General features: G+C 70.6%; 16 protein-coding genes and 1 pseudogene. 3 read left to right on the top strand and 14 right to left on the bottom strand.

Annotated elements, in window-relative coordinates; all coding sequences use genetic code 11:
- Nucleotides 1-130 precede the first annotated feature (130 nt).
- Nucleotides 131-1,009: a hypothetical protein gene (locus ABL57_RS21705; protein ID WP_152683293.1), complete on the top strand. Its 879-nt coding sequence runs from the start codon at nt 131-133 to the stop codon at nt 1,007-1,009.
- A 22-nt stretch (nt 1,010-1,031) separates the two neighbouring features.
- On the opposite strand, the gene ABL57_RS05665 is transcribed toward ABL57_RS21705, so the two are convergent.
- The 12 genes and pseudogenes from ABL57_RS05665 to ABL57_RS05615 all read right to left on the bottom strand — a co-directional run.
- Nucleotides 1,032-1,490: a hypothetical protein gene (locus ABL57_RS05665; protein WP_152683292.1), complete on the bottom strand. Its 459-nt coding sequence runs from the start codon at nt 1,488-1,490 to the stop codon at nt 1,032-1,034.
- Between the two features lie 237 nt (nt 1,491-1,727).
- The gene (locus tag ABL57_RS05660) at nt 1,728-2,570 is read right to left on the bottom strand and encodes a phage major capsid protein (RefSeq protein ID WP_047802476.1); all 843 of its coding nucleotides are present in this window, start codon (nt 2,568-2,570) and stop codon (nt 1,728-1,730) included.
- A 219-nt stretch (nt 2,571-2,789) separates the two neighbouring features.
- A complete protein-coding gene (locus ABL57_RS05655) occupies nt 2,790-3,275 on the bottom strand; it encodes a hypothetical protein (RefSeq protein ID WP_047802475.1) in 486 nt (161 codons plus the stop codon).
- A gap of 2 nt (nt 3,276-3,277) precedes the next feature.
- Nucleotides 3,278-3,622 (bottom strand): hypothetical protein, encoded by a 345-nt coding sequence (locus ABL57_RS05650; protein ID WP_047802474.1) that lies wholly within the window; start codon nt 3,620-3,622, stop codon nt 3,278-3,280.
- On the bottom strand, nt 3,622-3,882 hold the full coding sequence (locus ABL57_RS05645) for a hypothetical protein (protein ID WP_047802473.1): 261 nt from the start codon (nt 3,880-3,882) through the stop codon (nt 3,622-3,624). The genes ABL57_RS05650 and ABL57_RS05645 overlap by 1 nt, the downstream gene beginning before the upstream one ends.
- A 2-nt stretch (nt 3,883-3,884) precedes the next feature.
- On the bottom strand, nt 3,885-4,067 hold the full coding sequence (locus tag ABL57_RS05640; RefSeq protein ID WP_047802472.1) for a hypothetical protein: 183 nt from the start codon (nt 4,065-4,067) through the stop codon (nt 3,885-3,887).
- A gap of 2 nt (nt 4,068-4,069) precedes the next feature.
- Nucleotides 4,070-4,234 (bottom strand): hypothetical protein, encoded by a 165-nt coding sequence (locus ABL57_RS22200; RefSeq protein ID WP_160310775.1) that lies wholly within the window; start codon nt 4,232-4,234, stop codon nt 4,070-4,072.
- Nucleotides 4,231-4,461, bottom strand: coding sequence for a hypothetical protein (locus ABL57_RS05635; protein ID WP_047802471.1), 231 nt, complete (start codon nt 4,459-4,461; stop codon nt 4,231-4,233). The genes ABL57_RS22200 and ABL57_RS05635 overlap by 4 nt, the downstream gene beginning before the upstream one ends.
- 233 nt (nt 4,462-4,694) lie before the next feature.
- Nucleotides 4,695-6,719 (bottom strand): AAA family ATPase, encoded by a 2,025-nt coding sequence (locus ABL57_RS20620; protein ID WP_082157249.1) that lies wholly within the window; start codon nt 6,717-6,719, stop codon nt 4,695-4,697.
- On the bottom strand, nt 6,716-6,931 hold the full coding sequence (locus ABL57_RS05625; protein ID WP_047802470.1) for a hypothetical protein: 216 nt from the start codon (nt 6,929-6,931) through the stop codon (nt 6,716-6,718). Before ABL57_RS05625 ends, ABL57_RS20620 begins: the two co-directional genes overlap by 4 nt.
- A gap of 289 nt (nt 6,932-7,220) precedes the next feature.
- The gene (locus ABL57_RS05620) at nt 7,221-8,609 is read right to left on the bottom strand and encodes a recombinase family protein (protein ID WP_047802469.1); all 1,389 of its coding nucleotides are present in this window, start codon (nt 8,607-8,609) and stop codon (nt 7,221-7,223) included.
- A 21-nt stretch (nt 8,610-8,630) separates the two neighbouring features.
- Nucleotides 8,631-9,551, bottom strand: a pseudogene (locus ABL57_RS05615) (CpaF family protein); the annotation flags it as partial.
- Between the two features lie 392 nt (nt 9,552-9,943).
- On the opposite strand from ABL57_RS05615, the gene ABL57_RS05610 reads away from it, so the two are divergent.
- On the top strand, nt 9,944-10,891 hold the full coding sequence (locus ABL57_RS05610; protein ID WP_053004773.1) for a glycerophosphodiester phosphodiesterase: 948 nt from the start codon (nt 9,944-9,946) through the stop codon (nt 10,889-10,891).
- A gap of 10 nt (nt 10,892-10,901) precedes the next feature.
- On the opposite strand, the gene ABL57_RS05605 is transcribed toward ABL57_RS05610, so the two are convergent.
- Together ABL57_RS05605 and ABL57_RS05600 are read right to left on the bottom strand one after the other, a co-directional pair.
- Nucleotides 10,902-11,318: a DUF2304 domain-containing protein gene (locus ABL57_RS05605; RefSeq protein WP_047802468.1), complete on the bottom strand. Its 417-nt coding sequence runs from the start codon at nt 11,316-11,318 to the stop codon at nt 10,902-10,904.
- A gap of 53 nt (nt 11,319-11,371) precedes the next feature.
- Nucleotides 11,372-12,037, bottom strand: a complete 666-nt coding sequence (locus ABL57_RS05600) for a glycosyltransferase family 2 protein (RefSeq protein WP_238985988.1) — start codon at nt 12,035-12,037, stop codon at nt 11,372-11,374.
- Nucleotides 12,038-12,177: 140 nt separating this feature from the next.
- Between ABL57_RS05600 and ABL57_RS05595 the strand changes: the two genes are divergently transcribed.
- Nucleotides 12,178-14,250, top strand: coding sequence for a DUF6541 family protein (locus ABL57_RS05595; RefSeq protein ID WP_047802466.1), 2,073 nt, complete (start codon nt 12,178-12,180; stop codon nt 14,248-14,250).
- Nucleotides 14,251-14,310: the final 60 nt, after the last annotated feature.

Here is a 14,310-nt window from a genome sequence, read left to right as displayed (position 1 = left end):
GCACCCGGCCAATTGCGGCACGGGTGCCCATTCCTTGTGAGCGGTGCTGAGCGCCATTCTGAATGGGCTTACCGCTCGTCTGCGGCGTGCCGGGCACAGGCGCACATATGAGCTGCGAGAAGATCGAACTATGACTGACGCACTGTACCGATGGGTTCCCCCCGGACTGAACGAGGATGAAGCCGAGCAGTTCCTTTCCGTGAAGAAGGGCATCCCCGACGCTGCTCGCGACACATTGACCAGCTGGCTCACCCGTGGCAAAGAGCCGTCTGATTTTATTTCCACGCGATCCTTGACAGATTTCCAAACAGCCTCGGGCATTGACCTGAAAATTGGTCATCGCGCCTATCTTTCAGTGAAAGAATTGCGGGTCTTTTACCGGGCGTTGCCTGAAAAAACGTTGACTTACCTACTGGATTTCAGCATCAGTGAATACCAGGTACGTCCAGACGGAAAGTTTGTGCCCGACAGAGTGACCCACCTGGGGCGCATTTTGCATACTGCCGGATCTGGGTGGGGCATCGGCGAACGGCAAGGGCGCTTCGCTTTGGAGCTTCGCGTTCCAGCAGGCGTCTTGCACACGGTGGACCACGTGCTGTCTAACCAAGACAAGGCCAGCAGCATGCTGCGCAGCGCCTGGGAGAAGGCATACGGCGTGTCCCCGTCGCCCAGCGACGCATACCACGACGCCGTAAAGGCGGTCGAAATTGTTGGCGCCCCCCTGGTGTCCCCGAACAGTGATCGCGCCACTCTGGGCACGATCTTTCGTGATTTGAATGACCAGGAAAGCAAAGGTATATGGGAATTCGTCATGGTGGGATCGAAGAGCACGTCAGCGCTCCAACACCTGATTTCAACAATGAAGTTGCTCTGGCACTCGCAGTCCGACCGCCACGGGAGCGAAGACTATAAAGACGTGACCGTGGAGGAAGCCCAGGCGGCCGTCCTCCTGGCCTCTACGCTTGTCGGCTGGCTGTCGCAGGGCGCGTTGAGGAGGAAGACGCCGTAGGGCTGGCAGTGCCCGGCAGGCCTCATAAGTCGCTGAACTCATCCTCAGCGGTGCGCCGGTCAGCCAGCTGCACCACGGCGGCATCGCGGGGCGCCACGTACCGGATGCGCAGGTCGCGGCGATACTCGTAGGTCGTGCCCAGCACGCGCTCGCGGTTGCGCAGCTCGCTCGCTGCGGACACGCTGCCCCGGAACGCCATGTCGGCCACGTAGGCGGTCGTGAGGGCGAACTGCCAGTCCCCCGCCGACCACAGGCGGCAGTGGGGCATCCGGCCGATGGCCTTCCACCACTCGCGGGTCGCGGGCAGCACGGCCTCAGTCACGCGCTGGCCGTTCACCGTGATCGTGCGCTTGCGGGGCAGCGCCGGGCGCGGGCCGTCGTACGGCTCGTCCACGACCTCCTGCCAGTCCTTGCCGCCGCCGCCTCCCTTGCCACTGCGCAGCACGGACGGGTCCTTGGGCTTGGGGCCTCGAATGGCCATGATCGTTGCTCCTCAGGGAATGTGGGGCCAGCAGACCCGAAATGTTCGAAATGTTCAGTGCCCGGCGAGCCCTATGTCGTACGCCGCTCTGGACAGCCGGTGGGGGGAGGTACCCCCCTGGGGTGCAGAAGCGCCCCACAGCCGCACCGGCACGCGGCACCAGCACTCGGCAGCCGGTGCGGCAGTGGTCCCGGCGCCACACCGGGCACCGGGACCACTGCTACGGGCCAGCCCGGACTACGCGGCGACGCGCAGGATCTTGACGATGGCAGCCGGGTGCGGGAACGCGAACGCGACCCGCATGGTGGCCCGGATGGCCACCCGGTCACTGGTGAAAAAGGCGGACCGGTCCGCCTCGACCGAGGCGTCCTTGCGCACGCCCACGATCACGCGGTTCTGCGGCAGCGCCCAGCTCGTGCCGTCAGCGACGGCAGGCGAGGTCAGCACGGGCACGCCGTCCAGCACCATCGCGCCGGGCTGCGCAGCGTTGTCGGTGAGCAGGCGCTTGGCGCTGGTGCTGGACTCCTTGAGCAGCGCCAGCTCCTCGGCATCGTTGGGGCTGAGCACGAACGCAGCCAGCTGCGCCCCCACGGCAGCGGCCTTGAACTTGGCCGAGATGTAGGGGTCCAGGTTGGTCAGCTCCACGGGCGCCGCCACGGACGACACACCCGCCAGGGTGGCCAGGCCAGCCGGGGCCTTGGCACCGGCATCGTTGAACAGCGCGTGGTCCAGCTTGCGGGCGATGTCGCGCACGAGGCCGCGCCCGATCTCCTGGGCGGCGTCAGGGTCGGTGTCGTCGGCCAGCTCGGTGCTGACCACGGACAGCCCGGCGAGCTTGCGATACGCGGCTTCGGCCTCGTCCAGCTCGTTCTGGGACACCGGGATTTCCTCCCCCTCGCCGACCCACGCGGCGGTCGGGTCGGCGGTGACCAGCGGCACGCGCAGCGCGTTGCCGGTGAGGCCGGTGCGGTAGGCGCCCGCACGGGCAGCGATGGACTCCTCCCCGACGGGCTGCACCACCAGGGACAGGACGTCCTCGGGGAGCCAGGCACGGGGCGCGGTGGAAGTGTTGGTAGACATGATGAAAGCCCTCCTCGGGCGACTGAAACAGTGATTGGACTGTGTCTGCCAGCGGTGCCGGGCCTGCCGTGCTGTGTGCTGGTGCTCGCCGCCTGGGAGAGCTTGACGTATGTGGTTGTGCGGCCTGCCCCGCCTGGGGGCCTGACCGAGTTGAACCATACCCACGAGCACGGACCGCCGCTACGTGCAGCAGCGGCCCGCGCTCGGTGGGCTGGGGCGTCAGGCGCGCAGCAGGTCGCCCCAGCTGGCGCCGCCGTCGCCGCTGCCGCCGGGCGGGACCTCGCGGCCCTTGAGGCTGTCCGGCGCGGGCCGCAGCGTCGTGCCGAAGCGGGTGCTCGTGTCCCGCACGGCGGTGTCCAGCGCGGCGGTGTCGATGGTGCCCTCCGCGGTGAACACGGCATCGCGGTGCCCGGCTGCTCGCAGCGCGTCCAGGGTGACGCCGGTGCTGGCCAGCCGGTCGGCCAAGATGGTGTCCTGGGCAGCGGTCAGCTGCGAGCGCAGCGCGTCTGCCTCGGCGCGGGCCTCCTTGGCGGCAACGCGGTGCCCGGCTGCCTCCTTGCGCACCTTGGCCAGCGTGGTGTCCTCCTCAGAACCGCTCGGCTTCTCCTGAGGAGTCTCTGCCGGCTCAGAGGGGCTGCCGGTGCCCTGGGGCTGCTGGGGCTCCTCAGAGGAAGCCTCGGGCGTGGTGGTGTCGTTGGTGCTCATGGTCAGTTCTCCTCGAATGTCGGGGTAGGGATGGGGTGATCGCGCACGGCCTGCTGGGCGCTGATGTAGTTGCCGATCTGGCGCATCCACGCACCAGCGATATCGGCGTGCACGGTGGTCATGGCCTGCCGGGGCAACTGCTGCCCGGTGCAGGCCAGCCACAGGTCGGCCTCTGCCGCCGTGGCCGGGCGCGTGAAGGCGCGCCCCAGCTGCCGCAGCCGGTCGGCGTCCGCCGCCTGCGTGGCGTCCTCACGGGCGCGATAGAAGCAGTCGGTGGCCTGGTGCTGCCACCGCCAGCCGTTGAGCCACGGGCCGAAGCACTGGGGGCAGTCGGGAACGGGATACATCAGTTGTCCCCCTTGCCGCTCAGGCGGTCCAGCAAGTCCGCGTTCTGCGCCCGCAGCTCGCTGATCACGGCCAGGTTGTGCCGCGCCCTCCGCTTCCAGTCGTCGCGCTCGGCGTCGGCGTCGTTGCAGTGGCCCGCCAGCAGCTGCGCCCGGTTCTTCCACTGCACCGCTTCCTCCTGAGCGGCCCTGAGCGCTTCCTGAAGAGCGTGGCGGGGCGTGGGAGCGCCCGTGGTGCCCTGGGTGGTCTGTTCCGTGCTCATGGTCAGTTCTCCTTGTTTTCGATGATGTCCACCAGGGCGTCAGCCAAGGGGACCAGGTGCTCCTCGGGGACGAACAGCTCGGCGGGCCGGGCGCCCGGGAGCTTGATCTTGATGCGCGCGCCGCGCTGTTCATCGGGCTGGCCCTGGTGCCAGGTGGCGGACCGGACGCGGAAGGTGCCGCTCATGGTCAGTTCTCCTCGTTGTCGGTGGTGGGCTCGGGCCAGCCGTAGAGCAGTCCGCTCACGCTGTGCGACGGGCCGACCGCCGTGGGCACGCCGTCCAGGTCGAGCAGGACCTCGCCGGGCTGGGTGATGGTCACGGGCCGCAGGGCGCGGGGGTCGGGCGCGCTCATCGCTGCTCCTCCTCGCCGGGGCCGGTCACGGCGAGCATGCGGCCTCTGGACTCGGCAGGGACCAGGCCCTCGCCCGACGCCTGGGCGGGCACCACGCGGCGCACGCCGTGCTGGTTCTCCTGGGTCAGCCAGCCGGGGAGGGCGAAGTGCTTGCTGCCCCGCCAGGCCAGCCAGCCCGCAGGGGCGGCGGTGAAGGCCACGGTGGTCCAGATGTGGTCGGTGCTCATGGTGTTCTCCTTGCGATGGGGCTGGCGGTGGAAGCCAGCCAGCCGGGGTTGATCTCTTGTTTTTCTGGCCTGCCGCGCGCCGCTGCGCCGCCCCTAGAGGGGGGCGGGCGCACCGCGCAGTGCCCCTCGGTGGTGCGCGGAGGTGCGCGGTATGGTGCGCCGCGCACCTGGCCCGCGCTATTCCGGGCCAGTAGCTCCCGCCGGAGGGGTGCGCGCAGCAGTGCGCGGGCCGGTCACGGCGCACTGCCGTTTGTGGGTGCGCGAGAGGTGCGCGGCGCACTTGCCGCCCGTTCCCTGGCTGCATCCCGCACGCGGTCACGGGGGATGGTGCAGCCCGCATCCTTCAGCGCCTGGAGGCACTGCCGCTGGCTGGCATCAGCAGGCAGGCCCAGCCGGTCCAACTCCTGCCACGCAGCCATGACCGCGTCGCGGATGGGGTCGCCCACCGTGGTGAAGGTGAGCCGGTCGTCTTCATCCGTCACCGCCGTAACGTTGACCGGCTCGACACCACTGATGCGCAACTTGCCCGGCGCGATGAGCAGGTTGTCGGGGTGCTGCTTGTCGCGCGTGATGTTCAGCTCGATGTCCACGTCGTCGCGCTTGCTGGACGACCCTCGCGCGCCCTTGGTCTCGTCCTTGCCGGTGTTGTCGGTGCGCAGCACGGTGAGGCCCCGCTTCTTGAGCAGGAAGCCGGTGTGCTTGTAGAAGGCCCGATACGTGTCGCTGTCGTTCTCCGGCCCCTCGATCACCCGTTGGAAGCTGTCCAGCACGACCATGTCGCCCCTCTGCAGTCCGTACGCATCGCAGATGTCCGCCACCTGCTGCCCACCCTCGGCGGCGTCGAGCGCGCCCAAGCTGGGCAGGTGCAGGTAGACCAGCTCGTCCATGTCCTGGGGCTGTACGCCCAGGCTGTCGATACGCTCCTCCAGGTCGTCCTCGGTGTTCTCCATGTCCACGTAGAGCACGCGCCGCTGCCGAGGGATGACCAGCCCGGCGAACTGGCTGTCGCCCCGTGCCACCGTCAGGCTGAGTGCCAGCAGCAGCAACGACTTCATCGAGCCAGCCTTCGCCACGAAGGCCACCGATGCGCCCGCAGGCACCAGCCCGGACACGACCCATTCGCGCCGGGGGCGATTGGGGTCCAGCAGCGCAGCAAGGTCCAGCCGGGGAAACCTCTCCCGGACGCGGGCCTGCCGGTCCTCCTCAGACGCCGCAGGTTCTTCCTCAGCGCCCGTGCCGCTGGCCAGTGGGGCGTTGTCGCCCAGCGCGGTGAAGTCCTCCTCAACCTCCTGCCACGGAGCCAGGAGCGGGACACCTGCTGCCGAGCGCACCTTGCCGGGCCACTTGCCGCCGCACTTGGGATCGCCGGCGATCACGTCAGGCACGATTTCCTTGAACCGCGCTTCGGCGTCCGCCAGCGACAGCGGGGACCAGGCAGCGTGACCCAGCCGGGCGAGCGTGTAGGCGGCGTCAGCTGTCAGGCGCTCCCAGCCGCGCCCCTTGTCGTCCGTCTGCCCCTCGGCCCAGTGCTCGGCGCGGGCCAGGGCATCAGCCAGGCCGTCCACGGTGCGCTGCACCCGCTCGTTGGCCTGCTGCCGCTGATGCGGCGTGAGCTGGTCGTAAGGCGTGGCATCGATCTGCGCCGCAGCCGCTGACAGCTCCCTCTCGGTCCCCAGCAGCGCCCGCAGTGCAGCAGCGCCGCCAGCGGTGCCCAGGGTGGGCCAGGAGTCCTGAGGGGCGTGCTCGTACCCCTTGGTCGGCGGCGCCAGCACGAAGGCCGCGCGCCCCTGGTAGTCGATGCCTGCGAGGGGCTTGGCCTTGGCCACGCCAAGGGTGTCCACGTAGAGGTGCCAGCCGCCGGACGGCGTGCGCACCGCGTGCCGCACCGTGGGCACCTGGCCAGCAGCGATCATGTCGCGCAGGCTGGCCTCGCCACCGTGCCTGGGGTCCACGTCGATGACGTCATAGGCCACGCCGCACAGCACGCCCAGGCCGCAGCCGGGCGCCCAGCTGCTCAGCGCGTCGGCGCTGCCCGCAGCAGTGGACCGTTGCCAGCCGGTCGGCGTGCGGTACAGCTTCTTGACCGCCTTATCGTCAATCCAAGAACTAAGGAGGAAAAGCGGGGCACCGGCATTAGCCAGATCATTAGCGAGCAGCACAGCAGGGCAATTCCCGGTAAAGTGCTCAGTGTCGTTGTCGTGCTCTTTGGTCCCCGCCCCGTTCGCACCGGGGCGGGGATTTTCCTTTGCCGTGGTCATCGGGCACCGCCACCGTCCTGCAGCAGGCGGGACAGCCGGGTGCGCTGTGCATCGGTGAGGGGCGGGGCGGTGGCAAGAGCCGCGTTGATCGCCCGCTCCAGCTTGGCAGCAGCCAACTCCTGGCGAGCCTCGTTGGCGGCGGCAGTGTGGCCGTACCGCGTGTTGACCGCCACCCGCGAACGGGCAGCGTGAACGGGGTCTTTGGCAGACATGGGAACTCCGTCGGGAGTTTTAGAGCGGCGCCCCGTACAGCGCTCCTGACATGGAGCGGACGGCGGTTGCCCTGGTATGTGCCCTACGCCCACCTGCTGAGGTGGATTTGCTCGACGGAGTTTGTCCGGCGGGGCGTGTCGGCCCCGCTAAGTCTCACGCATTACCCTGCAACGCTTTGACTAGTGCTCATACCTGACCTGAGCGAGCTTCACATTGCCATGCTTCTAACAGTGGCACAAGCCGAAAGCGTATCTGAGCGTGAATAGCTTTTGGCAATAACCAATCGCGCTATGAACGCCAGGTAATAGCGATGGTGTCGGGGTCGAAGTCCTTGCCGTGGGAGCGGCCCGTGGCCTGGATGGTGACCACGGCCAGGGCGTCCAGCACAGCACGGCGGGTCTCCACGTCGGCGTCCTGCCACCGGGCGCGCACGTCGCCGCCACTGAGCATGCCCGCCACAGCCTGGGACGGCTGAGCGGTGGCCAGCTCGCCAGCGATCATGCGAAGACGGTCCTGCACGCGCGCCGTGATGATGTTCAGCTGCCCCGCCGTGATTGCCCCATCAGCGAACTGCTCGGCGGCATCATCCAGCCGGGCGCGCAGGGCCTCGTCCTCTGTCCGTAGGGCATCTAAGTCCACATCGGGGCGAGCTGACAGCAACGCAGCGGCATCTGGAAAGGACAGCCTGCCAATGACGAGCTCCTCCGCGAAGTGATCGATGGGCGCAGCGGTGCGCACCGGGTGCCCTGGCCCGCCCACCTTGCAGCGGTACACAGTGCGGCGGGTGCCGTCGCGGTTGCCCGCCGTAGCCGACTTCATCGGGGACCCGCACTCACCGCACACCGCCAGCCCGGCCAGCAGGTGCCGCACGCGGTTGGACTGCGACTTGCGCCGGGCAGGGTTCTCCACCACGCGGCGCACAGACTCCCATTCCTCGCGGCTGATGATCGCCGGGAACTGCGACTCCCCCACGATCTCCCCGTGCCACTCGGCCAGCCCGGCATTCCGTGGCCTGATCAGCAGCTGCCGCAGCGTGGCATACGACCAGCGCCGCCCCGTGCGCGTGGTGATGCCACGGTCGTTCCAGTCCTTGATGATCGACCCCAGCGAGCGCCCGGCCAGCACGGCGCGCACGGCGGCGCGCACTTCCTCGGCCTCGGCATCGTGGATGGCTGGCGTGCCGTCGATGGTCCAGCCGAACGGCACCACGCCGCCCAGCCACTTCCCGGCCTGGGCGCCCTGGTGCATCGCCCGCTTGATGCGCTCGGCCTTATGCTCCGACTCGTATCGGGCCGTCGCGCCCAGCATCCGGGCCACCATGCGCCCTGACGGCGTGGACAGGTCCAGCTCCCCCGCCTTCACGGTGTGCGTGGCCACGCCATGCCGCTCCATGACCGCGATGTAGCGCTCAAGCTCCACGGGCGAGCGGTGCAGCCGGTCGGTGTGCCAGCACAGCACGCCGTGCACCGCGCCGGTGTCCAGCAGTGCCAGCATGTCCTCATAGGCAGGGCGGCGGCGCCCGCTGTACGCGCTGATGTCGTTGTCGGTGAAGGTCTGCACCACGTCCCAGCCGAGGCGCTCGGCCAGGGCACGGCAGTCCTCAGCTTGGCGGTCCACGCCGAGGCCCGCTCCCTTGCGGTCCTGGCTGATACGGGCGTATATCACGGCGGTAGGCATGGGGCCAAGCTACGGCATGTAGTGCCCCTTGAATAACTTGGGCAGCCCGCTGTTGAGCGCGATGAGCATGTCCAGGCTCTCCGCCTCCCGCACCTCGCCCACCACGAGGCGGTCCGGGCGCATCCGCAGCGCCTCCTTGACCAGCCGCCGCAGGGGGATCTCACCGGCGCCCTCGAGGTTGGGCTGGCGGCACTGCATGCCCACGACGTCGCGCAGGGGCACTTGCAGCTCGAAGATCTCCTCGACGGTCACGACCCGTTCCCGCGGGCCGATCGAGGCGCACAAGCAGTTGAGGAGCGTCGTCTTCCCAGCCTGCGTCGCACCGGAGACGAGGATGTTCAGGCCGCCGGCCACCGCCGCGTCGAGGAAGCGCGCCGCGCGGGCCGGCAGCGAGCCCAGCTCCACCAGGTCGTCGAGCCGGCGGGCCCGGGCCACGAACTTGCGGATGTTCACCGCCCAGTGCCTGCGGGTCACGTCCGGGATCACCACGTGCAGCCGGGACCCGTCCGGCAGCGCCGCGTCCACGAACGGGGAGGAGAGGTCCAGCCGGCGGCCCGAGGACTTCAGCATCCGCTCCACCAGGTTGCGGATCTGCGCCTCGGTCAGCACCAGGCTGGTCAGCTCGGACTCCCCGCCGCGGGCCGCGTAGACCTCCGCGGGGCCGTTGATCCAGATCTCCTCGATCCGGGGGTCGTCCAGCAGCGGCTGCAGCGGCCCGAACCCCGCCACCAGGTCCAGCAGCACCCGGCGGGCGGCCTGCAGATCCGTCAGGGCCGGCAGCACCCCGCGCGCCGAGCGCTGGTCGTAGTCACGCACCGCGGCGTCCACCAGCTCCCGCGTCCGCTCCAGCTCCAGCACCGGGTCCAGTCCCCGGCGCCGGATCAGTTCGCGCACCTCGGCCTCCACGAGCCCGAGCGCGTCCTCGGAGAGCAGTGCCGCCATGTGACCCCCTGCGCGTGCCCGGCGCGCGGTGCGCACCGGCAGCGCTCCCCCCGGAGCGCATGCACAGGAACATAGGCGAGACGGCGGCACCCGCCACAACCCCGTGACCGTCCCCTGTGGACAGCCGGCGCTGACCTGCGACGTTGTTCCCGACTGCGAACGCACAATCCGTCGCAGGATGCAGGTGCATGGAACGGGCCTGGGTGGCGCGGCTCTCCGTCGGGCGGCCGCGAGCCGCCACCGCCCGCGCCGGCGTGCGCCGCACGCCGCGCGAGCCGTAAGGTGGGCGGGCGGACGTGCCCCGCACCGGACGTCCCCGTCCGAGGTCCGCACCCAGCGCCCCCAGCACGGCGCGGCCCGGGCCATGGCCGCCGTCGACCGGAAGGACCGCCGTGACCCACGTGACCACCGCACAGCACGGGACGCGCCCCGGCGTCGCCGCCCGGACCCGGGCGCTGCTGCTCGCGGCCGTCCCCTTCGCCGGCAACCTGCTCACCGGCGCCGCCGGCGCGGCCCTGGTCCGGCACGTGGGTTCCCCCGCACCGGGCACGAGGGCTCCCGTGCCCCTGGACTGGCCGACGACCTTCGCCCACCGGGGCGGCGCCGAGGTCGCGCCCGAGAACACCCTCGAGGCGTTCCGGGCGGCCGCAGCCCTCGGCGACGTCGTGCTGGAGCTCGACGTGCAGGTCAGCGCCGACGGCACGGCCGTGCTGATGCACGACCTGACGGTGGACCGCACGACGGACGGGACCGGGGCCGTCGCCCTGCTGCCCGCCGCGAAGCTGCAGCGCCTGGACGCCGGGCACGCGTTCACCCCCGACGGGCAGACCTTCCCGTGGCGGGGCCGCGGGGTGCGGGTCCCCACGCTGGCGGAGGTCTACGCGTCCTTCCCGGACCACCAGGTGGCGATCGAGCTCAAGGGCAACCGCCCCGGTGCGGAGGAGGTCGTCTGGCGGACCATCCGTGCGGCGGGCGCCGAGGACCGCACGCTCGTCGCGGCCAACCGCACCACCTCGATCCGGCGCTTCCGCCGGGCCTCGGGCGGCGCGGTCCCCACGGCGGCCGCCGTCACGGAGTTCGCGGCCTTCCGGCTCCTGTGCCTGCTGGGGCGGCAGGACCGCCACGCCCTTCCCTTCCAGGGCCTGCAGCCGCCGGACACCCTCCTGGGGCTGCGGGTCCTCACGCCCCGGCTGCTGCGGACCGCCCAGCAGGCCGGCCTCCGCGTGGACGTGTGGACGATCGACAGGGAGGAGGACATGCGCCGGCTGCTGGCGTGGGGGGTGGACGGCGTCATGACCGACCGGCCGGACCTGCTCTCCCGGGTGGTGCGGGAGGCCTGACCCGCGCGGGTCAGCCGGCGGGGCGCTCCCCCGGGGAGGACTCCGCGAAGGTCTGCACCGAGGCCCGTCCGGCGTGGGCCGGGGCAGGGGCCCACGGCTGCTCCGCCTCGGTCACGGCGATGTGCCGGGCCAGCCGGGTCACGTTGACCTCCTGCTGCCGGTTGCGCAGGGCGGAGGTGGCCTGGGTGATCATGAAGATCACCACGAAGCCGTAGAGCACCAGGTCGGTGCCGCGGCCGATGCCGAAGAACTGGGCCACGCCCGTGAGCAGGTCGGGGAAGAAGATGGACAGGGCCGCGAAGACGAAGAAGGCCAGGCCGACGACCCGGCGGATCGCCTGGTGCTTGGCGTTGGCACCGCCGCGGATCAGCGCGAGCGCGCCGTAGCCCACGGCGAGGACCAGCAGGATCTGCACGGCGTAGATCATGGGGGCGGCTCTTCCCTTCGGTGGTGCGGTGTGCGGACGGGTCGGTGCGGGGGCTACTTCACGAACAGCTCGGCGAGGATGTTCACACCGTTGAGCAGCGACTGCCCCTTGGACTTGGAGTAGTCCGTGTAGATGATCTGCACCGGGTGCTCGACCCAGCGCGGCTGGATGTCCGCGAGCTGGTTGACGATCTCGGAGGCGTGGGCCATCCGGTTCTGGGTCAGCCGGATCCGCGACAGCGTGCCCCGGTCGATGGCGCGCAGCCCGTTGTGCGCGTCGGAGAGGTCCATGCCCGTGGAGAGCTTGGAGAAGAACGCCGCGGTGCGCAGCACCACGCGCTTGAGCGCGGAGACCTGGGTGCGCCGGTCCAGGAACCGGGAGCCGAGCACGACCTCCGCCTCTCCGGAGCGGATGCGCTCGACCATGTCCCACGCGTCGACCACACGGTGCTGGCCGTCGGAGTCGAAGGTCACCACGCAGTCCATCCCCGGGTCCTGCAGGGCGTACTCGAAGCCGGTCTGCAGGGCCGCGCCCTGTCCCAGGTTGATGGGGTGCTGGACGACCACGGCGCCAGCCTCGGCGCAGATGCGGGCGGAGTCGTCGGAGGATCCGTCGTCGACGCAGACGACGTGCGGGAAGGTCCTGCGGAGCTCCCTCAGCACCTCTCCCACGACGGCCGCCTCGTTGTACACGGGCATGACGATCCACGAACGACTCACCCGGACATTCTCGCACAGCACGCCGAACCGACCCGTCAGACCGGCCCTCGGCCGCCCGGCCGCTATGATCGACCCGACCCTTCCCCCCACTGTGAGGACAAGACTGTGCCCGCTGCCAGGCCGAGCTCCGCAGGACCGACATGCTGACGGGCTGGTGGCCGTACCTCCCGGCGTTCCTGGTCTTGCTGGCGTTCCTGTGGCTACCCGGGCTGGCGCTGCTGTGGGCCTTCGGGCAGCGCGGCGGCCGGATCCTGCTGACTGCGCCAGCCTTCAGCGTCGCGGTCGTCGGGCTCACAGGTGTGGTCCTGGACCTCGCCGGCGTCCCCTACGGGGTGCTCTCCCAGGTGCTGGCTGTGGTGGTGCTGACCGCGCTGGCCTGGCTGGTGGGGCGGCTGGTCCCGCGGGGCGGGCACTCGACGGGTTCCTGGGCGGCGGCGCCGGAACCGGAGGACCCTGAATCGCGGTTCGGCGCGGGCCGCCGCTGGTTGTACCCCGCTGGAGCGGCGGCTGGCCTCGTGATCGGCGCGCTCCTCCTGGTACGCCGGATGTCGTCCGTGATCGGCGCCCCGGAGGCCATGGCCCAGCGGTGGGACAACATCTACCACCTGAACGCGATCCGCTACGTCGTGGAGACGGGCAACGGGTCGACCCTGACCCTGAACCGGCTCGTGAACCCGGACAGCGTCATCGCCCTGTACCCGGCGGCGTGGCACCAGCTGGCGTCCCTGGCAGTGCCGCTGACCGGCGACAACGTGCTCGTCGCACACAACCTGACCCTGCTCGCGGTGGCCGGGGTGGTGTGGCCCGCCTCGTGCATCTTCTTGGCGCGCTGTCTCGTCGGCCCCTCTCCGGTCGCGGCCGTGGCGGCCGGCACCGCCGCCGCCGGATTCAGCGTCTTCCCACTGGGGCTGATGGCCTGGGGGCCGCTCTTTCCCAACATCCTCGCCCTGGCGATCGCCCCGGTGTCCCTGGGTCTGACGGTGCAATTGCTCGGCCCGGGAGTGACCGCGGACCGGACGGCGTGCACTCCGGACGCCGCCGGCCGGCTGCGCCTGGTCGTCAGCCTCGTGGTCACCCTGGGGGCGCTGTTCGTCTCCCAGCCCAACGCGTTCCTGGCCCTGCTCGCGGTCGCCGTGCCGCTGGGGGCCACCGCCTGGTGGCTGGGCCTGCGCGCCTCCGCCGGCGCCCGTCTGTTCAGACGCTCGTTCGGGCTCGTGGGGGTCGCGGTGGCTGGGGTGTTCGCGTGGCTGCTGCTGTGGACCGTGCTGAGCACCTCGTTCGTGTGGGTGCCGTCCACCACTGTGGCGCGGGCGGTCGGTGAGGCCCTGTTCTACGGCGCCAACGGGCGGGACGACGTCCCCTGGGTGCTCGTGGCGCTCACCGCGGCGGGGATCTACGCGGCCGTCGCCCGGCGGAGGCTGCGCTGGCTCGTGGTCGCGCACCTGGTACTCGTCTACCTCTATGCCGTGGCGGCCGCGGGCGAGGAGGGCCCGACCCGGCAGTGGCTCGTGGGCGGGTGGTACACCGACTCGTACCGGCTCGCGGCCACGCTACCCCTGACCGCGGTACCGCTGGTCGCCTTCGGGACCGTCCACGTGGTGGCGGGTCTCGCGACGGCCGCAGCGTCGTTCGCCTCGTTCTCCGGCCGGCCCCGGGCCGCCCGCGCGGCCTATCCCGTCGCGGCGCTCGTGCTGCTAGGCCTGGCTGTGCCGTACTCCCAGGTGGGGTCCCTGACGCAGGCGACCCGGTGGGGCAAGCAGTACTACGCGTGGGAGGGCCCGGAGAGCATCCTCAATCAAGCGGAGTACGAGCTGCTGCAGGACCTCGACGAGCTGACCGAGCCGGGGGACGTCATCGCCGTCAATCCCTGGAACGGCGGCTCGCTGGCCTATGCGGTCGCGGACCGGGCCGTGACGCAGTACCACATCGAGTGGCCCGACACCGAGCTGAAGGTGTTCGACCCGGACCTGCACACTCTCGCGACGGGCATCGACGACGCCACCCCGGGCAGCGCGGCCTGCGCGGCCGCCGAGGAGCTAGACGTCCGCTACGTGCTGGACTTCGGCAACCAGTTCATCGTCCCGAACGCCCCGCAGGCCCGGGACTACTCGGGCCTCAACGCAGTCGACCCCGCGGGCGCCCCCGGCCTCGCCCTCGTCGAGCGCGAGGGCCCGGCGGCGCTCTACGAGGTCGTCGGCTGCGACGCTCCCTGAGCTCGTTGCGGACGAGAACGGGCCGCCCGGCTCCCGGAGGAGCCGGGCGGCCCGTCGGCC

Source organism: Kocuria sp. SM24M-10, assembly GCF_001027955.1.
Taxonomy (GTDB): domain Bacteria; phylum Actinomycetota; class Actinomycetes; order Actinomycetales; family Micrococcaceae; genus Kocuria; species Kocuria oceani.
This window is presented reverse-complemented; position numbering and strand designations above follow the sequence as displayed.